At 62.8% G+C, this 20,396-nt stretch carries 23 protein-coding genes; 13 read left to right on the top strand and 10 right to left on the bottom strand.

All coding sequences use genetic code 11. The annotated features are described in order from the left end of the window. Window position 1 precedes the first annotated feature (1 nt). On the top strand, window positions 2–328 hold the full coding sequence (locus ACL9RI_RS20535; RefSeq protein WP_422728366.1) for a low molecular weight protein tyrosine phosphatase family protein: 327 nt from the start codon (window positions 2–4) through the stop codon (window positions 326–328). On the opposite strand, the gene ACL9RI_RS20530 is transcribed toward ACL9RI_RS20535, so the two are convergent. Continuing rightward, window positions 264–515 (bottom strand): GNAT family N-acetyltransferase, encoded by a 252-nt coding sequence (locus ACL9RI_RS20530; protein ID WP_422728365.1) that lies wholly within the window; start codon window positions 513–515, stop codon window positions 264–266. The genes ACL9RI_RS20535 and ACL9RI_RS20530 overlap by 65 nt on opposite strands. A 14-nt stretch (window positions 516–529) precedes the next feature. Then, the gene (locus ACL9RI_RS20525) at window positions 530–1,273 is read right to left on the bottom strand and encodes a sulfite exporter TauE/SafE family protein (protein WP_422728332.1); all 744 of its coding nucleotides are present in this window, start codon (window positions 1,271–1,273) and stop codon (window positions 530–532) included. A 124-nt stretch (window positions 1,274–1,397) separates the two neighbouring features. Here ACL9RI_RS20525 and ACL9RI_RS20520 point away from each other — a divergent pair, with 124 nt between their 5' ends. From ACL9RI_RS20520 to ACL9RI_RS20505, 4 genes are read left to right on the top strand one after another with little or no spacing between them, the layout of a single operon-like run. Next, complete coding sequence (locus ACL9RI_RS20520; protein WP_422728331.1) at window positions 1,398–2,291, top strand: LysR substrate-binding domain-containing protein; 894 nt, start codon at window positions 1,398–1,400, stop codon at window positions 2,289–2,291. A gap of 20 nt (window positions 2,292–2,311) precedes the next feature. Continuing rightward, window positions 2,312–3,190: an alpha/beta fold hydrolase gene (locus ACL9RI_RS20515; RefSeq protein ID WP_422728330.1), complete on the top strand. Its 879-nt coding sequence runs from the start codon at window positions 2,312–2,314 to the stop codon at window positions 3,188–3,190. A 59-nt stretch (window positions 3,191–3,249) separates the two neighbouring features. Then, complete coding sequence (locus ACL9RI_RS20510; RefSeq protein WP_422728329.1) at window positions 3,250–3,708, top strand: carboxypeptidase regulatory-like domain-containing protein; 459 nt, start codon at window positions 3,250–3,252, stop codon at window positions 3,706–3,708. Further along, a complete protein-coding gene (locus ACL9RI_RS20505) occupies window positions 3,681–4,031 on the top strand; it encodes a hypothetical protein (RefSeq protein ID WP_422728328.1) in 351 nt (116 codons plus the stop codon). Before ACL9RI_RS20510 ends, ACL9RI_RS20505 begins: the two co-directional genes overlap by 28 nt. Window positions 4,032–4,033: 2 nt before the next feature. On the opposite strand, the gene ACL9RI_RS20500 is transcribed toward ACL9RI_RS20505, so the two are convergent. The 6 genes from ACL9RI_RS20500 to gatC form a co-directional block, all read right to left on the bottom strand. Then, window positions 4,034–5,071, bottom strand: coding sequence for an oxidoreductase (locus ACL9RI_RS20500; RefSeq protein WP_422728327.1), 1,038 nt, complete (start codon window positions 5,069–5,071; stop codon window positions 4,034–4,036). A 93-nt stretch (window positions 5,072–5,164) separates the two neighbouring features. After that, entirely contained in the window at window positions 5,165–6,412 is a 1,248-nt protein-coding gene (locus tag ACL9RI_RS20495; protein WP_422728326.1) for a M56 family metallopeptidase, read from the bottom strand. Further along, window positions 6,409–6,792, bottom strand: a complete 384-nt coding sequence (locus ACL9RI_RS20490; protein WP_422728325.1) for a BlaI/MecI/CopY family transcriptional regulator — start codon at window positions 6,790–6,792, stop codon at window positions 6,409–6,411. Before ACL9RI_RS20490 ends, ACL9RI_RS20495 begins: the two co-directional genes overlap by 4 nt. Window positions 6,793–6,984: 192 nt before the next feature. Continuing rightward, entirely contained in the window at window positions 6,985–8,490 is a 1,506-nt protein-coding gene (gatB, locus tag ACL9RI_RS20485) for an Asp-tRNA(Asn)/Glu-tRNA(Gln) amidotransferase subunit GatB (RefSeq protein ID WP_422728364.1), read from the bottom strand. A gap of 18 nt (window positions 8,491–8,508) precedes the next feature. Then, window positions 8,509–9,993, bottom strand: a complete 1,485-nt coding sequence (gene gatA, locus ACL9RI_RS20480; RefSeq protein WP_422728324.1) for an Asp-tRNA(Asn)/Glu-tRNA(Gln) amidotransferase subunit GatA — start codon at window positions 9,991–9,993, stop codon at window positions 8,509–8,511. A gap of 71 nt (window positions 9,994–10,064) precedes the next feature. Then, window positions 10,065–10,367: an Asp-tRNA(Asn)/Glu-tRNA(Gln) amidotransferase subunit GatC gene (gatC, locus tag ACL9RI_RS20475; protein ID WP_183680306.1), complete on the bottom strand. Its 303-nt coding sequence runs from the start codon at window positions 10,365–10,367 to the stop codon at window positions 10,065–10,067. A 352-nt stretch (window positions 10,368–10,719) separates the two neighbouring features. Here gatC and ACL9RI_RS20470 point away from each other — a divergent pair, with 352 nt between their 5' ends. The 8 genes from ACL9RI_RS20470 (at window position 10,720) to ACL9RI_RS20435 (ending at window position 18,968) form a co-directional block, all read left to right on the top strand. After that, window positions 10,720–11,763, top strand: a complete 1,044-nt coding sequence (locus tag ACL9RI_RS20470; RefSeq protein ID WP_010393186.1) for a rod shape-determining protein — start codon at window positions 10,720–10,722, stop codon at window positions 11,761–11,763. A 105-nt stretch (window positions 11,764–11,868) separates the two neighbouring features. Continuing rightward, window positions 11,869–12,942 carry a rod shape-determining protein MreC gene (gene mreC, locus ACL9RI_RS20465; protein ID WP_422728323.1) on the top strand — a complete coding sequence of 358 codons (1,074 nt, stop codon included), beginning with the start codon at window positions 11,869–11,871 and terminating at the stop codon, window positions 12,940–12,942. After that, window positions 12,939–13,451, top strand: a complete 513-nt coding sequence (gene mreD / locus ACL9RI_RS20460; RefSeq protein WP_422728322.1) for a rod shape-determining protein MreD — start codon at window positions 12,939–12,941, stop codon at window positions 13,449–13,451. The genes mreC and mreD overlap by 4 nt, the downstream gene beginning before the upstream one ends. A gap of 14 nt (window positions 13,452–13,465) precedes the next feature. Then, window positions 13,466–15,433, top strand: a complete 1,968-nt coding sequence (gene mrdA, locus ACL9RI_RS20455; RefSeq protein WP_422728321.1) for a penicillin-binding protein 2 — start codon at window positions 13,466–13,468, stop codon at window positions 15,431–15,433. A gap of 8 nt (window positions 15,434–15,441) precedes the next feature. Beyond that, entirely contained in the window at window positions 15,442–16,557 is a 1,116-nt protein-coding gene (gene rodA, locus ACL9RI_RS20450; RefSeq protein WP_422728320.1) for a rod shape-determining protein RodA, read from the top strand. Then, window positions 16,557–16,754, top strand: coding sequence for a hypothetical protein (locus ACL9RI_RS20445; protein ID WP_422728319.1), 198 nt, complete (start codon window positions 16,557–16,559; stop codon window positions 16,752–16,754). The genes rodA (ACL9RI_RS20450) and ACL9RI_RS20445 overlap by 1 nt, the downstream gene beginning before the upstream one ends. After that, the gene (gene rodA / locus ACL9RI_RS20440; RefSeq protein WP_422728318.1) at window positions 16,754–17,896 is read left to right on the top strand and encodes a rod shape-determining protein RodA; all 1,143 of its coding nucleotides are present in this window, start codon (window positions 16,754–16,756) and stop codon (window positions 17,894–17,896) included. The genes ACL9RI_RS20445 and rodA (ACL9RI_RS20440) overlap by 1 nt, the downstream gene beginning before the upstream one ends. Before the next feature lie 37 nt (window positions 17,897–17,933). Beyond that, window positions 17,934–18,968 carry a septal ring lytic transglycosylase RlpA family protein gene (locus ACL9RI_RS20435; protein WP_422728317.1) on the top strand — a complete coding sequence of 345 codons (1,035 nt, stop codon included), beginning with the start codon at window positions 17,934–17,936 and terminating at the stop codon, window positions 18,966–18,968. Here the strand turns inward: ACL9RI_RS20435 and ACL9RI_RS20430 are convergent, their stop codons facing one another. Both ACL9RI_RS20430 and ACL9RI_RS20425 read right to left on the bottom strand, forming a co-directional pair. Beyond that, window positions 18,969–19,658: an SPOR domain-containing protein gene (locus tag ACL9RI_RS20430; protein WP_422728316.1), complete on the bottom strand. Its 690-nt coding sequence runs from the start codon at window positions 19,656–19,658 to the stop codon at window positions 18,969–18,971. Next, window positions 19,652–20,395 (bottom strand): type III pantothenate kinase, encoded by a 744-nt coding sequence (locus tag ACL9RI_RS20425; RefSeq protein ID WP_422728315.1) that lies wholly within the window; start codon window positions 20,393–20,395, stop codon window positions 19,652–19,654. Before ACL9RI_RS20425 ends, ACL9RI_RS20430 begins: the two co-directional genes overlap by 7 nt. Window position 20,396 lies beyond the last annotated feature (1 nt).

Genomic DNA, 20,396 nt, shown 5'->3' with positions numbered 1-20,396 from the left:
TATCAACGTCCTGTTCGTCTGCAGCCGTAACCAGTGGCGCAGTCCCACGGCGGAGCGCGTGTTCCGCCGTCACCCTGCGCTGGCCGTGCGTTCGGGCGGCACCAGCCCGAACGCGCGTCATCCCGTCAATGCCAATGACCTGGCCTGGTGCGATGTCATTTGTGTGATGGAAGAAAAGCACAAGTCGCGCTTGCGCGCACAATTTGGCCGTCTGCTGGAACACAAGACCATCCACGTGCTCGATATTCCAGATGATTACCAGTTCATGCAGCCGGAACTGGTGGAACAGCTGGAAGTTTCGGTCGTCTCCATTCTCGGCCTCGACTGACCCAGCATACCTGCGCATGGCGCCGCAGGATGTCGCGCAACAGCGCCCTGGCCACGCCGTGGTGGCGAAATGGCGGTTTCACAAACACCATGTTCAGCGTGACTTGTCCGCCGTTGCGGCTGAAGTCAAGCATGGCCACTTGCTGGCCATCGATGCAGGCCGATAGCGCGTGTTCGCCCAGCGGCATGATCGTGATATCGATTACCCCAGCCATGGCTTGAGCGCCGCATGCAGGCCCAGGGCGAACAGGCCTATAAAAAAGCATTTCTTGAACAGTTCGGGCGCGATGCGTCCGCGCAGCCATTGGCCGGCCAGCATGCCGGCCAGCGCCGGCAGCAGGGCCCAGGCCGAAGCGCCTGCCGCGCCCAGGCTGAAATTGCCCTGCAGCGCCAGGCTGGCGGCCAGTGCGATGGTCGATGCGGTAAACGCCAGTCCCAGCGCCTGCACCAGTTCGTCGCGCGCCAGTCCCAGCCCCTGCAGATACGGCACGGCGGGGATCACGAACACGCCCGTGGCGGCCGTCACCAGGCCCGTCGCCGCACCGACTACGGGGGCCAGCCAGCGTTCATGCCGTGGCGGCACGTGCAGCCGCAGCGACAGCAGGCCAGCCAGCGCATACAGCATCAGCGCCAGCCCCAGGGCGATGACGGCCCAGTCGCCGCTGTCGCGCGGCAGCAGCGCGCCACCGGCGACGGTACCGCTCATGACCGTCAACAGCAGTGGCCACAGGCGGCGCAGCAGGGCGCGCAGGCCCGGCCCGGCTGCCAGTTGCCACACATTCGTCACCATCGACGGTACGATCAGCAGGGCGGCCGCCTGCACCGGCGGCATGACCAGGCCCAGCGTGCCCATGGCCACGGTCGGCAAGCCCAGCCCGACTACGCCTTTGACGAAGCCAGCGAGGATGAAGCTGGCGCAAACGACCAGCAGAAATGAGCTGTCCATGATGTTGAGTGATGAGTAAGAATGAGCGAATTTTGCGCCGGCTTGCCGTATTTGCAAAGATGGATTATCTTGACTCAGCCTCAGTGAAATCCATAGGCTGATAAGATGTGCCGAAGGAGGCGTCATGCGGTTTGATCTGGTCGATTTGCAATTGTTCGTGCACGTGGTGGAAGCGGGCAGCCTGACGGCGGGCGCCGAACGCAGCCATCTGGCGCTGGCGTCGGCCAGTGCGCGCGTGCGCGGCATGGAGGAGGCGCTGGGCATGCCCTTGCTGCTGCGCGGCCGGCGCGGCGTGGAAGCCACGCCCGTGGGGCAAACCTTGCTGCACCATGCGCGCCTGGTGTTGCAGCAGATGGAAAAAATGCGCGGCGAACTGGGTGAGTTTGCGCGCGGCTTGAAAGGGCAGTTGCGGCTGCTGTGCAATACGGCGGCGCTCAGCGAATTCCTGCCCGAGGCGCTGGGTACTTTCCTGGACCGCCATCCCAACCTGACGGTCGACCTGGAAGAGCGCCTCAGCTACGATATCGTCAAGGCCGTTGCGGAAGGGCTGGCGGACATGGGCATCGTCTCCGATTCGGTCGACATGCGCGGCTTGCAAACCTTTTTGTTCCGGCCCGACCGCCTGGTGGTGATCGCTGCCGATGATGGCCTGCATCACCGCACCATCGGCCAGGATGGCGCCGTCGATTTCGCCACGGTGCTCGACCACGATTTCATCGGCCTGGCCGATGACAGCGCGATGCAGCAGTACCTGATCTCGCACGCGGCGCGCGCGGGCTGCCCCTTGAAAGTCAGGGTGCGCCTGCGCAGTTTCGATGCCGTCTGCCGCATGGTGGCCAATGGCGTGGGCATCAGCGTGGTGCCGCTGGCGGCGGCGCGCCGCTGCCAGCAGACGATGGCGCTGCGCTGCCTGGAATTATCCGATCCCTGGTCGGTACGCAATCTCACCATTTGCGTGCGCCAGTTCAGTGAACTACCCCTGTATGCGCGCCAGTTGATCGACCACCTGAAGGCGTGACGGGGAAAACAGGAGCCAAGATGCGTTTTTCAGAAGACAGGATGGATACTTTGCGCTGCAGCGACCAGGTCGAGCGCCCGATTCATATCTGGCAGCCGCCAACACCGCCACGCGCCGTGATCCTGGCGCTGCACGGCGGCATGGCGCATGCCGGAGACTACGTCACGCCAGCCCTGTATTTTCGCCAGCACGGCATCGCCACCGTCAGCTTCGACATGGTGGGCCACAACGGCCAGCGCAAGGTGGATATCCCTTCGTTCGAGACTTTTCTCGACGATGCCGAGCTATTCCTGGCCTGGGTCAGGCAAACGTATCCGGGCTTGCCCATCTTCGTCATGGGCCACTCGATGGGCGGCCTGATCGCCACGCACCTGGGCTTGCACCGCTTTGCGGGCGATCCGGCGATTGCCGGCTTCATCATCTCTTCGCCCTACTATGTGAATGCGATTCCCGTGCCGAAAGTGCTGCAGATGCTGTCCGGCTGGCTGGCCAGCCGCTTTCCCACCATGAAAGTGCCGCTAGGAAACTTGACCATGCTGCTGACGCACGACCAGGCCATCACCGCGCGCCACTTCCAGGATGAGCGCGACGGCATCCGCGCCAGTGAAGTGTCGGTGCGCTTCGCCCACGCCCTGACGACGGCGCAAAAAGCCCTGTCTGGCGGCCTGTCCAGCTGGACTTTCCCGCTGTTTGCGGTGGTGGCCGGCGACGACAAGCTGGCCAGCAGCCGTGCCACCGAAGCCATGCTGCGCAGCGTGCCGGACGATCTGCTCGACTACCACCTGTATCCGGCCAATTTCCATGAAAATTTCAATGAGATCAATCGCGAGACCATCTTTGCCGGCATCCTGGACTGGATGGAAAAATTCCTTTCACCCGCCACGCCGCAGGGGGAGTAAACTAAGTTCGTCCTAAGCTGCGCTTTTTATCTTGATACAGTGAACTGATGGAGGGTGACATGGCACATGACAGCGGTAGTACTCCGGGTCTGGCGGCGGCAATGCTGGTTGCAGGATTGCTGTGGGGCGGCGCGGTGCAGGCGCAGGCCGACAGCGCATTGCCGCCGATACATAAAAGCGGCGCGGTCGAGTATTTAAGCGGCGGCATCGGCCTCGATGAATCGACGGCCATCAAGAACGCCAGCCGGCAGTGGCCATTGAGCCTGGTGTTTTCCGTGCAGGCGGCGGGCCGCGCGCAATTTGCTTCCGACGTGAAGCTGGAAGTGCGCGACGCCAAGGGCACGCTGGTGCTGCAGACAACCGCCAGCGGGCCGTACCTGCTGGCGCGGCTGGCGCCGGGCAGCTATCGCCTGCATGCCAGCCTGGCCGGCAAGACGCTGGAACGTCAAGTCGAAGTCAAGGCCGGCAGTTCGGCGCGCGTGGAGCTGGTATGGCCCGCAGGGACGAATCAGGGCTAACTCCGATCTCGGACAAAGACGACAAGGCCCGCGAACGGGGCTTGTCGGCGCATATCCTGCCCACCTCGGCCACGATGATCGGCGTGTGCATGACGGTGCTGTCGATCGGCCACCTGGGGCCGCGCGGTGAATTGCGGGTGCTGGTCGACAAGCTGCTGGCGGCGGATGCCTTGCTGTTTCTGGTCAGCGCCGTGCTGTCCTTCATGTCGCTGCGCCCCGGCCAGGCGCGCCAGCGCTACGAATGGTGGGGCGAGCTGGTGTTCATTTGCTCGCTTGCCATGCTGGCGCTGGGCGCGGTGGTGCTGGCTTTCCTGGTCAGCTGAATTCAGCTGACATCGACCACGCGGCCTTCTTCTGCACTTTGCAAGGCCAGCTCGATCAGGCGTATCGTCGCCAGTGCGTCTTCGGGGGCTACCGGTGCGGGCGCACCGCGAAGAATGGCGTCGGCCATGCCCTGGTAAAAATCCTGGTAGCGGCCGGCCTGCATGGGCAAATGGTCGAACTGGCCATCGGGCTGGGTGCCCAGGTGCAGCGCGCCACGCACGGGGTCTTGTCCCCAGCCTGGCTGGTCCGGCTTGCCGCCCGCCTTCAGGGCGTCTTCCTGCGGGTCGAGGCCAAACTTCACAAAACTGCCTTTATCGCCATGCACGGCAAAGCGCGCCGTGGGTGCTTTCACCAGGCAGCCCGCCTGCAGCACCACGCGCAGCCGGTCGTAGTACAGCACGAGGTGCATATAGTCGATGGCTTGCGCGCCATCGCGCTGCAGGGCGATATCGGCGTAGATTTTTTCCGGTGTGCCGAACAGCTGCATGGCCTGGTCCAGCATGTGCGGCCCCAGGTCGTACAGCAAGCCGCCACCCGGCGCGCTGGATTCACGCCAGCGCTGGCGGATCTCGGGGCGGTAGCGGTCGAAATGCGATTCGAAACTGGCGATGCGGCCCAGCGTGCCTTGGGCCAGCAGCGCTTTCAAGGTGAGGAAATCGCCATCCCAGCGACGGTTATGGTACACGCTGAGCACCAGCTTGCGTTCATTGGCCAGGTCGATCAGGGTTTGCGCCTGGGCGCTGGAAATCGTGAAGGGCTTGTCCACCACCACGTGCTTGCCTGCCAGCAGGGCTGCCTGCGCCAGGCTGAAATGCGCTTCATTGGGCGCAGCGATCACCACCAGTTCAATCGCCGGATCGGCAAACAGCTGCGCCGCATCGGCGTACACGGTCGCTTGCGGCCAGTCCTTGTGCACCAGCTCAGGTTTGCTGGAGGCGACGGCCGTCAGTTCGAGGGCATCGACGGTAGACAGGACGGGGGCGTGGAAGGTGGCGCCGGCAAAGCCGTAGCCAACCAGGCCGGTGTTGATTTTTTTCATGGCATGTTCAGGGCGTGGAAGAATCCATGATCATACCTGCAAGTGGGCGGCGGCATCGTTGCCGTGATGCGCTGCGATGCCGCCGCTTTCAGATTAATCCAGGGTCCAGACGTATTGTATTTGCACGCTGGAGTCGACTGGCTTGCTATTGGCCAGTGCCGGCTTGAAGATGCACTTGGCGATGCCGCTGCGCGCCGCTTCATCGAGGGCAGGATGGCCGCTGCTCTTGACCACGCTCGAGCCCTGCACCTTGCCGCTGGTAGCGACATCGAAAGACAGGGTGACGGTGCCGGTTTCCTTGGCCTGTATCGATGCGGCAGGATAAACAGGCTTGGCGCATACGCCAAAGTCGATGATGGCTTTTTGCGTGACGACCGGTGCGCTGGCAGCGGCGACGGCCTGGCCGTAGATGCCAAGGCAGGCGCCGGCCAGGGCCAGCAGCGGCACGGCTGCTTTCCAGTTCAATGCTTGTGGTGCGGGGCGCAGCAATCGTTTGATACGTGACATAAGATCTCCTCCGTTGGCCGCCTGGGCCAGGTGGTGGGTTGAGAACTGGAGACGTTCCAGTTCCGAAAGTGCAAGAGCCAGACGCCGCGGTTCGCCTAGTTGTCTTGCTGCGAAATCGTCTGCAATGTGTTCGCGCTCGATGCGCACGCCACGTGAAATCCACCAGACGGCAGGGTGGAAGAACAGCAGCGCCTCGATGGCGTTTTGCAGCAGGTTGAACAGGTAATCGTGGCGGCGGATGTGCGCCAGTTCGTGCGCCAGCAGCGCCGCCAGCAGGTCGGGCGGCATGCCCGTGATCAGCGAGGCGGGCACCAGCACCACCGGGCGCCAGACGCCGGCCGTGACAGGGCTGGCGATGCCATCGAGTATGCGCAGGCGCACGGTGCGCGTCACCCCGGCTGCTTGCGCCATCTGCGACAAGCGTGTTTGCCACGCGGCGTGCGTGACGCCGGTGCGGCTGGCGCTGCGTTCTATCCACAGCATGCCCAGCGCCATGCGCAAGGCCAGCACGGCGGCGCACAGTGCCCACACGCTGACGATGACGCTCAGGGCGGTGTGCAGGCCGGGCCAGCCTTCGGGCGCCAGCAGTGTTGTGGACAGCAAGGGACCGGCAAACGCAGCGCTGGCGGCGTCGCCGCTGGCCAGGCGCAGGGACAGCCCTACCGCTGGCCAGCACAGGCAGGCCAGCAGGGCGCCGCAGCCGACTGCGTAGCGCGCTTCCGGGCGGGCGTTGCGCAGGGCTGCCCAGGCCAGCGCGGTGGCGCAGCCGATCAGCAAGCCTTGCCACAGGAAGTGCAGCAGGGTCCAGCCCAGCGCTTGTACCAGGGCGCTCATGATTGTTCATCCTTGAGCATTTTTTCAATTTCCTCGCGCTCGGCGCGCGACACGCCAGTACGCAGCGCCGCCAGCACCAGCGCCTTGGCCGAACCGGCAAAGGCTTTCTGCATCAGTTCCTTGAGCAGATTGGTCTGCAGGCTGTCTTGCGCCTGGGCCGGTGCATACACGTGCGAGCGCTGGCTTTCATCACGGATCAGCAAGCCCTTGCCATGCATGATCTGCATCAGGCGCAGCACCGTGCCGTACGTGATGGCCGGCTTGGCCAGCGCCATCGCCTCATGCACCTGCTTGGCCGTGGCCGCGCCCAGGGGCCATAGTGCTTGCAGCAGGTCGAGCTCGGCTGCCGTGGGTTTTGGAATGGCGGAAGTCTTGGCCATGTTGTTTTTCCTCTTGCTGGAATTTCAATATGGCTAGATTAATCGTTGTAGACAGAAATGTATACTTTAATTTTCAATACTGCCAAAAAGCTTCTTAATTCAGGCTAGAGAACCAGACAAGATTGTTTATGAGTCGTTCGTTCAGACGAAAAAAAAGGACGCCGCAGCGTCCTTTCTATTTTCAGGCGGTGATCAGCCCGCCAGCTTGGCTTTCAGCAGTTCCGTCAGCTGGGCCGGGTTGGCCTTGCCTTTCGAGGCCTTCATGGCCTGGCCGATCAGCGCGTTGATCGCTGCTTCCTTGCCGGCGCGGTACTGCTCGACCGACTTGGCGTTCGCTGCCAGCACTTCATCGACGATGGCTTCCAGGGCGCCCGAGTCCGAGATCTGTTTCAGGCCCTTGGCATCGATGATGGTGTCGACCAGGTTGTCGTCGGACGACTTGGCTTCCCACATGCCGGCGAAGACTTCTTTCGCGGCCTTGTTGGAAATCGTGCCGTCGGCAATGCGTTTCAGCAGCGCGGCCAGCTGGGCGGCCGAGACGGGCGCGTTATCGAGATCCACGCCTTCGCGGTTCAGGGTCGATGCGACATCGCCCATCAGCCAGTTGGCGGCGGCCTTGGCGTTTTCCTTGCCGGCTTTTTCCACCACGGCGATGAAGTAGGTCGCCATCGCCTTCGATTGCGTCAGCACCAGCGAGTCGTATTCCGGCAGCGCGTATTCGCTGACGAAACGCGCGCGCATGGCCGCTGGCAGTTCCGGCATCGAGGCCTTGACCGTGTTGATCCATTCTTGCGAGATGGTCAGCGGCGGCAGGTCCGGGTCCGGGAAGTAGCGGTAATCCTGGGCGTCTTCCTTGCTGCGCATTTCGCGCGTTTCCTTGCGGTCCGGGTCGTACAGGCGGGTCGCTTGCACGACCTTGCCGCCGTCTTCGATCAGCTCGATCTGGCGGCGCACTTCCACGTGCACCGCTTCTTCGATAAAGCGGAAGGAGTTCAGGTTCTTGATTTCGCAGCGGGTGCCGAATTCCTTCTGGCCGACCGGGCGCACGGACACGTTGACGTCACAGCGGAACGAGCCTTCCTGCATGTTGCCGTCGCAAACGCCCAGCCACATCACCAGCGAATGTAGCGCCTTGGCATAGGCCACGGCTTCGGCGGCGCTGCGGATTTCCGGTTCCGAGACGATTTCCAGCAGCGGCGTGCCGGCGCGGTTCAAGTCGATGCCGCTCATGCCCGCATAGTCTTCATGCAGCGATTTGCCGGCGTCTTCTTCCAGGTGGGCGCGCGTCAGGTTGACGGTCTTGGTGACGAACTCGCCATCTTTTTCGTAGCCGAAGGTCAGCGCGCCGCCGATCACGACCGGGTCTTCGAACTGGCTGATCTGGTAGCCCTTCGGCAGGTCAGGGTAAAAATAGTTCTTGCGCGCGAAGACCGATTGCGGCGCGACGGTGGCGCCTACGGCCAGGCCGAAGCGGATCGCGCGGTCGACGGCTTGCTTGTTCATTACCGGCAGCACGCCTGGCAGGGCCAGGTCGACCGGGCTGGCCTGGGTGTTGGCATCGGCGCCGAACTTGATCGGCGAACCGCTGAAAATTTTTGAGTCGGTCGTGAGCTGCACGTGGTTCTCAAGACCGATGACGACTTCCCATTGCATAGTGTTCTCGCTTAATTTTGGTGGCGCCGCCTGGGCGGCGCGAATCTGTTCTTGGTCTGCTTTTTACACGCCTGCAGGGCTGCGCGTATGCCAGTCCGTCACTTGCTGGAACTGGTGGGCGACGTTCAGCAGCTTGGCTTCGGCAAAATAATTGCCGATGATTTGCAGGCCCACCGGGCGGGCGCTATTCTTTTCGCCCGTGCCGAAACCGCAAGGGATGGACATGCCAGGCAAGCCGGCCAGGCTGGTCGACAAGGTGTAGATGTCGGCCAGGTAGTTGGCGACCGGGTCGTCCGTCTTGTCGCCCAGGTCCCAGGCCACGGTCGGTGCGACCGGTCCCATGATGACGTCGCAAACGGCGTTCGGGCCATTCAGCACGGCTTCGAAATCCTGCGCGATCAGGCGGCGGATTTTTTGTGCCTTCAGGTAGTAGGCGTCGTAGTAGCCGTGGCACAGCACATAGGTGCCGATCAGGATGCGGCGCTTGACTTCGGCGCCAAAACCTTCGGCGCGGCTCTTCTTGTACATGTCCTGCAAGTCCTTGTACTCGCTGGCGCGGTGGCCATAGCGCACGCCGTCGTAGCGCGACAGGTTCGACGATGCTTCGGCCGGGGCGATCATGTAGTAGGCCGGAATCGACAGCGCCGTGTTGGGCAGCGAAATGTCGACCAGGGTGGCGCCCAGCTTTTCATATTGCGCCAGCGCGCCGCGCACGGCCGCTTCCACATCCTTGGACAAACCCTCGCCGAAGTATTCGCGCGGCACGCCGATGCGCAGGCCCGTCAATGGTTGATCGAGCTCGCGCGAAAAATCTTCCGCCACGCCGCCCTGTTCCGGCGTCAGACTGGTGGAATCGCGCTCGTCGAAGCCGGCCATGGCACTCAAGAGCAGGGCGCAGTCTTCGGCCGAGCGGGCCATCGGGCCGCCCTGGTCCAGCGACGAGGCAAACGCGATCATGCCGAAGCGCGAGACGCGGCCATAGGTCGGCTTGATGCCGGTGATGCCGCAAAAGGCGGCGGGCTGGCGGATCGAGCCGCCCGTGTCGGTGCCGGTAGCCGCTGGCGTCAGGCCGGCAGCCACGGCGGCGGCCGAACCGCCGGACGAACCGCCAGGCACGGCCTGGTGGTCCCACGGATTCCTGACCGCGCCGAAGGCCGAGTTTTCATTGCCGGAGCCCATGGCGAATTCATCGCAGTTGACCTTGCCCAGGCTGACCATGCCGGCCGCCAGGAATTTTTCCACCACGGTGGCGTCAAACGGGCTGACGTAATTGCCCAGCATCCTTGAGCCGGCCGTGGTGCGCCAGCCTTTGGTCACGAATAAATCCTTGTGGGCGATCGGCACGCCCGTCAGCGGGGTAGCCGTGCCGTTGGCGATGCGCGCATCGGCTTCGGCCGCTTGCGCCAGGGTCAGCGCACGGTCGACGTGCAAGAAGGCGTTCGAGCTGTCCGCTTCGATGCGGTCGAGGAAATGCGTCGCCAGGGCTACGGCGGAAATTTCCTTGTTCTGCAAAAGCGTGGACAGCTGTTTGATGGATTTTGTATGCATGGCGGTTCTAATCTAATCTAGTCTGTTCGGCGAAGGAGGGTATCGAGGTGCGGCGTATCGCGGCGTATCGATTATTCGATGACCTTCGGCACCAGATACAGGCCGTCCTGCACCTTCGGCGCCACGGTCTGATAGTCGTCGCGGCGATTCGGTTCGGTGGCCACGTCTTCGCGCAGGCGCAGGGCGATCTTGTCCATGTGGGCGGCCAGCGGGTGGCTCAGCGGGGCGACGCCATCCGTATTGACGGCTTGCATTTGTTCGGCCAAGGCAAAAATTTTGTTCAATTGTTCAAGCGACGCCGTCGCCTGCTCGTCGGCCATGTCAAGTTGTGCCAGATGGGCGATGCGTTTTACGTCGGATAGTGTCAGGGACATGTCGAATGGCGCGGAGTGCCGCGCAGATAATATTAAGTTAGCGTTTTGATAAAACGCGGGTATTTACTGCTCTTTTGCTCACAAAAACTCTGGAATGCCGCGTAACTCGCGGCCGCAAGACTCGCACTTTTCCATGGTTTTTGAGCAAATCGCATTCAAATTATAAGGTAGAATGGCGGGTTAATGCGTTGTCGGCGCTGATGGACTGCTGCCGCAGCATAGAAAAGATTGCGCAAGCGCCAAGTGAAACCCGGAAAAATCGCCTTATCGGATTTTTAAGGGGCCGGAAAGCGCCCGCTTTGAAACTCCCTATAAACAGCTTTTGCGCAGCTCGATGCGCTACAGGACACTCATGTTTGGTTTTTTACGCAGGTATATCTCCACCGATCTGGCCATTGACTTGGGCACGGCCAACACCCTGATCTATGTACGCGGCCTGGGCATCGTCCTGGACGAGCCGTCCGTTGTTGCAATCCGCCAGGAAGGCGGTCCGAATGGCAAAAAGACCATTCAGGCAGTCGGCAAGGAAGCCAAGCAGATGCTGGGCAAGGTGCCGGGCAATATCGAAGCCATCCGCCCGATGAAAGATGGCGTGATCGCCGACTTCACCGTGACCGAGCAGATGCTCAAGCAGTTCATCCGCATGGTGCACGACTCGAAATTCTTCCGTCCATCGCCGCGCATCATCATTTGCGTGCCATGCGGTTCGACCCAGGTCGAGCGCCGCGCGATCCGCGAATCGGCGCTGGGCGCCGGCGCATCGCAGGTCTACCTGATCGAAGAGCCGATGGCTGCCGCGATCGGCGCCGGCCTGCCGGTCTCGGAAGCGACCGGCTCGATGGTGGTCGATATCGGTGGCGGTACCACCGAAGTGGGCATCATCTCGCTGGGCGGCATGGTCTACAAAGGTTCGGTGCGCGTCGGCGGCGACAAGTTCGACGAAGCCATCGTCAATTACATCCGCCGCAACTACGGCATGCTGATCGGCGAACAGACGGCCGAAGCGATCAAGAAGGCCATCGGTTCGGCTTTCCCTGGCTCGGAAGTGAAGGAAATGGAAGTCAAGGGCCGCAACCTGTCCGAAGGCATTCCGCGCTCGTTCACCATTTCCAGCAACGAGATCCTCGAAGCGCTGACCGACCCGCTGAACAACATCGTGTCGGCCGTGAAGAACGCGCTGGAACAGACGCCGCCGGAACTGGGCGCCGACATCGCCGAAAAAGGCATGATGCTGACCGGTGGCGGCGCGCTGCTGCGCGACCTGGACCGTTTGCTGATGGAGGAAACCGGCCTGCCGGTGCTGGTGGCCGAGGACCCGCTCACCTGCGTGGTGCGCGGTTCCGGGATGGCGCTGGAGCGCATGGACAAGCTCGGCTCGATCTTCTCCTACGAATAATCTGACAGAAGGGCCGGAGAAGTATTTCCGGCCTTTTTTGGGTTTTGGCGCCGACGTTTGAGCGGCGCCTGTACGTTGGCGCACTGCGCCTGATTATTGGATGTCATGGAATACAGTCCTCCGCCACTTTTCAAACAAGGCGCCTCTGCCCGCGTCAAGATGATGGTGTTCGCCGGCATTTCGATCGCCCTCTTGCTGGTCGATTCACGCATGCACGCCTTGACCGCCGTGCGCCAGGCGGTCGGTACGGCGCTGTATCCGGTGCAGATGCTGGCCCTGATGCCGCGCGATGTGGCCCAGGGCGTGGGCAATTATTTTTCTTCGCTGTCCGTGCTGGAAAAACAGGTACGCGACCTGAAACAGGAACAGATCACCTCGGCGCAGCTCTTGCAGCAGGCGCAGTTGAATCTGGTCGAGAACAATCATTTACGTAAATTGATGGATGCGCGCGAGCGCGTGCCCGTCAAGACCATGCTGGCCGAAGTCCTGTACGACACGCGCGACGCTGCCACCCGCAAGATCGTGCTCGATCGCGGTACGCAAAATGGCGTTGAACTGGGCCGCCCCGTGATCGACAACCTGGGCGTGGTAGGCCAGGTGACGCGCGTGTTCCCGTTTACGTCGGAAGTGACCTTGCTGACCGATGAAGAGCAGGCGATACCGGTGCAGCTGCTGCGCAATGGCGTGCGCAGCGTGGCCTATGGCCGCGGCAAGTCCGGCACCATGGAATTGCGCTTCACGGCGCCCAGCGCCGATATCCAGATCGGCGACATCGTGATTACCTCGGGCCTCGATGGCCTGTATCCGGCCGGCCTGGCGGTGGCGCGCGTGACCCTGGTCGAACGCAATGCGCATGGACCGTTTGGCCGCGTGGTGTGCCAGCCGCTGGCAGGCATCGAGCGCAATACCCAGTTGCTGATCCTGATGACGTCGCCGCAGATTCCCCCGCGCCCACCGGCGGAAGACATCAAGACGGGCCGCAAGATTGCCGGCAAGATGGCGCCGATCAAGGATACGGCGGCGACGCCGGCCGCGCCTGCGGCCAATGCGCCAGCCAATGCCGCTGCCAATGCCCCGGCGAATACGGCAGCCAGGACGCCGGCAGCGCCGGCGCCGCAGCCAGCACAGAAACCCGCGCCTGCGCCCGTTAATGCAGCACCGAAAGAAACGACACCATGAACCGCCCGCATTACATCCTGCTGCCGGTCAGCCCGATTTTTATCGGTTTCAGCCTGCTCTGCGCATTTTTGCTGAACCTGTTGCCATGGGGGCAAACTATCGGCGTGCCCGATTTCGTCGCGCTGGTGCTGGTCTTCTGGGGTATCCACCAGCCGCGTAAGGTCGGCATCGGCGTGGCCTTCTTCATGGGCTTGATGATGGACGTGCATGATTCGACCCTGATGGGCGAGAATGCGCTGGCCTACACCTTGCTGTCCTACTTCGCCATCATGATGCACCGCCGCGTGCTGTGGTTCCCCGTCATGACGCAGGCCTTGCACGTGCTGCCGCTGCTGCTGCTGACGCAGCTGCTGCAGATGGTGACGCGGCTGATCGTTTCCGGGCGTTTCCCCGGCTGGCTCAATTTCATCGAAAGCCTGGTGGCCGTGATCCTGTGGCCGGTGATTACCTGGGTCTTGCTGGCGCCGCAGCGCCGTGCCGTGGACCGCGATCATAACCGGCCGATTTAAGCGCTCGCCCAGCCATGACTGAAATCAAGAACACCGAGCGCGAACTGCATTTTTTCCGCATGCGCCTGACGGCCCTGGGCGTGCTGGTTTTCATCTGCTTTTCGCTGCTGCTGGCGCGCTTCATCTGGCTGCAGGTGATCAAGCACGAAGACTATGCGACCAAGGCCGAGGATAACCGCATCTCCGTGGTGCCCATCGTGCCCACGCGTGGCCTGATCCTGGACCGCAATGGCGTGGTCCTGGCGCGCAATTATTCGGCCTATACGCTGGAAATCACGCCGTCGAAACTCAGTGCCAGCCTCGATTCCGTGATCGATGAGCTGTCGACCCTGATCCAGGTCGACATCAAGGACCGGCGGCGTTTCAAGAAGCTGCTGGAAGAATCGAAGAATTTCGTCAGCGTGCCGCTGCGTACGCGCCTGACTGATGAAGAAGTGGCCCGTTTCACGGCCCAGCGCTTCCGTTTCCCGGGTGTTGAAGTGCAGGCGCGTTTGTTCCGCCAGTATCCGATGGGCGAGATCGCCTCGCATGTGGTGGGTTTTATCGGCCGTATCAACCGCAATGAATCGAAAGCGCTGGAAGAGGGCGATGACGCCGCCAACTACAACGGCACCGACCATATCGGCAAGGAAGGCCTGGAAAAAAGCTATGAAAAGCAGCTGCACGGCACCACCGGCTATGAAGAGGTGGAAGTGTCGGCCGGCGGGCGCGCCATGCGTACCCTGTCGCGCACGGCCGCCATCCCCGGCAGCAATCTGATCCTGTCGATCGATATCGAACTGCAAAAGGTGCTGGAAGAATCGTTCGGCGAATGGCGCGGCGCAGCCGTGGCGATCGATCCGGAAACCGGCGATATCCTGGCCTATGTTTCCAAGCCCGGCTACGATCCCAACCTGTTCGTCGATGGCATCGACCAGCAAAGCTGGAACGACTTGAATACCTCGCTGGACCGGCCGATGGTGAACCGGCCGATTTCCGGCACCTACGCGCCCGGCTCGACCTTCAAGCCCTTCATGGCGCTGGCCGCGCTGGAACTGGGCAAGCGCACGCCCAGCCAGTCCATCGTCGATCCCGGCTACTTCATGCTGGGCGGGCATATGTTCCGCGACGATAAGGTGGGTGGCCACGGCATCGTCGACATGCATAAATCCATCGTCGTGTCGTGCAATACCTATTACTACCAGCTGGGCCGCGACATGGGCATCGACGCCATCCACGACTTCATGAAGCCGTTCGGCTTCGGCCAGCTGACGGGCATCGACCTGAGTAATGAAAAGACGGGCGTGCTGCCATCGACGGAATGGAAGCGCAACCGCTTCAAGACGGCGGCGCAGAAGAAATGGCAGGGCGGCGACACGATCTCGGTCAGCAACGGCTCGGGCTACAACTCCTACACGCCGCTGCAGATTGCCCACGCGGTGGCCAACCTGGCCAATAACGGCGTGGTCATGAAGCCGCATCTGGTGAAAATCATCGAGGATGGCGGCACGCATGCGCGCACCCTGACGGTGCCGAAGGAAAGCTACCGCATTCCGCTCAAGCAGGAAAATATCGACGTCATCAAGAAGGCCATGGTCGGCGTGACCAGCGAAGCGGGCGGCACGGCCGCGCGCATCTTTGCCGGCGTGCCATACACGGTGGGCGGCAAGACGGGGACGGCGCAGGTGGTCGGCATCAAGAAAAACGAGAAGTACAACGCCAAGCTGCTGGCCGAACGCCTGCGCGACAACGCCCTGTTCACGGCTTTCGCGCCGGCCGACAAGCCGCGCATCGCGATTGCCATCGTGGTGGAAAATGCCGGTTTCGGCGCCGGCGTGGCCGCCCCGATCGCGCGCAAGGCGCTCGATTACTACCTGCTGGGCAAGCGTCCTAGCGACAAGGAAAAAGACACTACCAAGGTGCCGAAGGAAGACGTCGACGAAGTGCGGACCCTCGAAGAAATCAATGACGAGCAGGCTGCCCCGGCGCCTGCCAGGCAATAAGGAAATCCATGTCCATTAACGAAAGGCGCTCGCTGTGGCGGCGCGCCAAGCCCTATCTGATGGTGTTCGACCTGCCGCTCATGGTGATCATCCTGATGCTGCTGGCGACCAGCCTCGTGACCTTGTATTCCGCCAGTATCGGCATCCCCGGCAAGATCGAAGACCATCTGCGCAACATCCTGCTGTGCTTTTTCGTGATGTGGCTGGCGGCCAATGTCACGCCGCAAATGCTGATGCGCATCGCCGTGCCGGCCTATACGGTCTCGGTGCTGCTGCTGGTGGCCGTAGCCCTGTTCGGCACCATCAAGCTCGGTGCGCGGCGCTGGCTGCATATCGGCGTGATCGATATCCAGCCGTCCGAATTCCTGAAGATCGCCTCGCCGCTGATGCTGGCCTGGTTTTTCCAGCACAGTGCCGGCGCGTTGCGCTGGAAGTCCTTTGTCGCGGCAGCCGTACTGCTACTGGTGCCGGTCTACCTGATCGCGCGCCAGCCTGACCTGGGCACGGCCTTGCTGGTGGTGGCGGCAGGGTTTGCCGTGATTTTTCTCGCTGGCCTGTCGTGGAAAGTCATGGCGGGTTTGCTGCTGGCCGCAGTCTGCAGCTTGCCTATCGTCTGGTCGCATCTGCATGACTACCAGCGCGACCGCGTGATGATGCTGATCGATCCGACCAAGGACCCGCTGGGCAAGGGCTTCCATATCATCCAGTCCATCATTGCCATCGGCTCGGGCGGCATGACGGGCAAGGGCTGGACGCATGGCACCCAAGCGCACCTGGAATTCGTCCCGGAACGCACGACCGACTTCATTTTCGCCGTGTATTCGGAAGAGTTTGGCCTGATCGGCAACCTGATCCTGATGCTGATGTATCTGCTGCTGATAGGGCGCTGCATGATGATCGCCGCCAACGCCCCCAGCTTTTTCACGCGCCTGCTGGCAGGTTCGCTGACCATGATTTTCTTTACCTACGCTTTCGTGAACATGGGCATGGTCAGCGGCATCGTGCCGGTGGTCGGCGTGCCGTTGCCTTTCCTCAGCTACGGCGGCACCGCGCTGCTGACCCTGGGCGTGGCGGCCGGCATCCTGATGAGCATCCAGCGCCACCGCAAGCTGGTGCAGACCTGATGGCCGGCGATCTGGACATCCGCCGCTTCCGGCGCCGCCTGGCCGCGCTGGCGCTGCTGATTGTCGCCGGCCTGGTACTGATCATGGCGCGCATGGTGTGGCTGCAGGTGGCGCGGCACGAAGAACTCGCGGCCCAGGCTGAACAGAACCGTATCGTGCGGCCGGCGCCGGCATCGCCGGCTGGTGGTGCACAGTGATGGCGGCAGGCGGACGCCCGCTGTGGCAGCGGATGCGTCCGCACCTGATGGTGTTTGACATACCGCTGACCATCATCATCGTGATGCTGCTGTCGGTGGGGCTGGTGACCTTGTATTCGGCCGGGCTGGCGATACCGGGCCGTGTCAACGACCAGCTACGCAATATCGTGGTGGCTTTCCTGGTGATGTGGATGGCGGCGAATATCCCTCCAGCCATGCTGCAGCGTCTCGCGGCGCCCGTCTACATGCTGGCGGTGGGCTTGCTGGTCGTCGTCGCGCTGTTCGGCACGATCAAGGGCGGTTCGCGCCGCTGGATCACCATCGGCATCCAGTTGCAGCCATCTGAATTCATGAAGATCGCCATGCCGCTGATGCTGGCCTGGTTCTTCCAGCGCCAGGCCGGGTATCTGCGCTGGCCAGTGTACGTGCTGGCCGCGCTGCTGCTGGCGATCCCGGTCGGCCTGATTGCGCGCCAGCCTGACCTGGGCACCGCGCTGTTGGTGGTCGCAGCAGGCGCCTGTGTGATTTTTCTCGCGGGTTTGTCGTGGAAGGCGCTGGCGGCGTTGGCCCTACTGGCTTGCGCCAGCCTGCCCGTGATGTGGCCCTTCTTGCACGACTATCAGCGCGAACGCGTGCTGACCTTGATTGACCCGTATCATGACCCCCTGGGCAAGGGTTTTCATATTATCCAGTCGACGATCGCCATCGGTTCAGGCGGCGCGGTTGGCAAGGGCTGGACGCATGGTACGCAGACGCATCTGGAATTTCTGCCCGAGCGCACGACCGATTTCATTTTCGCCGTATTCTCGGAAGAGTTCGGGCTGGCCGGCAACCTGGCGTTGCTGGTGTTGTACCTGCTGCTGATCTGGCGCGGCCTGGTCATCGCCTCGCGTGCGCCGACTTTGTTTACGCGGCTGCTGGCGGGGGCCATGACCATGATTTATTTTACCTATGCCTTCGTCAACATGGGCATGGTCAGTGGCATCGTGCCTGTGGTTGGGGTGCCGCTGCCGTTCATGAGTTACGGTGGTACGGCCTTGCTGACGCTGGGCCTGGGCGCCGGCATATTAATGAGTATCGAGCACCATAGCCGCAAGGTGCGCGGTGCTGATGGCATGCGGACCTGGAGCTTGCCTGCGTGAGCAGGGCGCCCGCAGACAAAACAAAGAGGACGTGTCTATGAATCGAAGTACTATCCGAAACGCTGCCGCGGTGCTGTCCGTGCTGGTATTGACCGCCTGCGGCACCACGCCGCAAAAGTCATCCAATGTGCCGCTGCCGCCTTCTGGCGGCAAGGTCAAGGTGCCCGTGCGCCAGGATCCGACCTTGCCGGCGCTGCCGGCGGCCGGCTCCGGCCGCGGCGGCTATTACAAGGATGACGGTCCTGGCGACAATCCGCCGCCTAACCTGCGCGACGTGCCCGATGCGGAAGTGCGCAACGAACCGTATTCCACGCGCGCCAACCGTCCGTATGTCGTGTTTGGCAAAACCTATACGCCGATGACGGATAACCAGCCGTTTACGCAGCGTGGCATCGGCACCTGGTATGGCAAGAAATTCCATGGCCAGCGCACCTCGTCGGGCGAGATCTACGATATGTACAAGATGACGGCGGCCCATCCGACCCTGCCGATACCGTCGTATGCGCGGGTGACCAGCACCGAGAGCGGCGAGCAGGTGATCGTGCGCATCAACGACCGTGGCCCGTTCCACGCCACGCGCGTGATCGACGTGTCGTACACGGCCGCGCTGAAACTGGGTTTCCTGGGCAAGGGCAGCCACGAGGTGATCGTCGAGCGCTTGCTGCCGGCCGATATCGATGCGATCCTGGCATCGCGCGCGGCGCCCAAGCCGGCGCCACTGACGCCGTCGGTGGTGGCCATTTCCATCGATACGCCGCCCGAGACGAGCGCCGTGGTACAGCCGGAAGTCACGGCGCAGGCAGTCGATGCCACCGTCGCGGCGCCTGCGCCAGCCGCACTGGCCAGCGGTTTTTATCTGCAGCTGGGGGCGTATTCGCGCGCCGACAATGCGGAAACAGGGCGCACCCTGCTGGCGCCGTATGCGTCCAGCCTGGGCAAGCTGGAAGTGGTGCCGGCCGGCCCGCTATTCCGTTTATACGGTGGACCGTTCGCCAGCCGCGCCGATGCGGCACGGGCGGCGGCCAGCTTGCCGGAATCGGCCGGTGTCAAGCCGATTGTCATTCAACGCTGATTATTTGCAGCTGCGCAGTTCCTGGTCCGGGAACTTCGCCTTGATCTCCAGCAGGCGCGCATGCGTGGCCGCATCGAGGTCGCGGAACTGGTAGGACAGCAGTTTGCTGGAACTGTAGCGGGGACCGACGCGGGCGCTGTGCACGCCCCGTTTATTGAGCGCCGCCAGCTGGCTTTGCGCGCTGTCTTCCGACTTGAACACGCCCAGTGAAATCCCCCAGCGTATGGGGCTGCCTTCGCCCATGACGAAGTAATTCGTCACGCCCAGCTGTTTCAGTTCGCCGGCCTTGCGGTCGGCGCCTTCCTTGCTGCCTTGCGAAGGGATGTAGACCATATAGCTGGAAATTTCCTGTCCCGCGACATTGCGGCGCGACTGGCGGTCGCCCAGTGCCAGCGCGTCCAGTTGCGCTTCGAAACGGCGTCCGTCGGCCAGCACGAAGTTGCCCACTTCCGTGCAAGCATAGGTTTGCGGTGCGGCAGGTGCGGCCGGTATTTCTGGCGCAGCGGCGGGCGGCGTGACGATCGCTTGCGCCTGCGCTTCGCTTAGCAGCTTGATCTTGTCGATGTGAAGCTGGGCTTGCAGGCGTGCCGGTTCGTGCGTCTCGCTGCGAAAACTGCCCAGATAGCCCTGGCCGATGGCCAGTACCAGCACATTGATGGCGGCCAGCAGCCAGAAGACGAATTTCAGCATGCCTGTTCCCCTTGATGGTCAATCTGTGCGGCCGTTTGCAAACCGGTCATGACGATATTGTCCACCAGCCGGAAGGCAATCGAAAGGGCGGAAGCGATGCGCGGCGCGGCGCCGCCCGACAGCAAGCAAGCCGTGGCGCCATGCATGCGCACGGCCCGCTCGATGGCGCCCGCCTGGGCCGCCAGGCAGCCGCTGAGGATAGCGTCATCGGTATTGTCGGCAAAGCCGCTTGGTGCGCGGTTCCCGTCGCCGATCTGCGGCAGCTGCGCCGTATTGCGCGCCAGCGAACTGGCCATCAGGCCCAGGCCCGGCAAGATCATCCCGCCCAGGAAAACGCCGTCGGCGGTGATCGCGTCGATGGTGGTGGCGGTGCCGCAATTGGCGACGATGACGGCCTGGCTGGGCGCCAGCGCGTGCGCGCCGATGGCGGCGGCAAAGCGGTCGCAGCCCAGTTGCGACGGATCGCGGTACGCGTTGACGACGCCGGCCAGCCGCGGCAGCGAGGCGAACAGGCCCGCCTGAACCGGCAGCATGGCTTGCAGGCGCGCGCCGATGGCGGTTCCTGCCACATTCGACAGCAGCACTTCCGAGACGGCCAGGCCGGCCCAGGTGGCTTGCAAGCTATGCAGCTGCGCGTGCGCCACGGCGCCGCTGGCCAGCCAGGCGCCGGCCGCGCTGCCAGGCGAGACCAGGGCCCATTTGATGCGCGTATTGCCGGCGTCGATCAACAGCAGCATG

It is taken from the genome of Janthinobacterium sp. Mn2066, from assembly GCF_049319705.1.
Taxonomy (GTDB): Bacteria; Pseudomonadota; Gammaproteobacteria; order Burkholderiales; family Burkholderiaceae_D; genus Janthinobacterium.
This window is presented reverse-complemented; position numbering and strand designations above follow the sequence as displayed.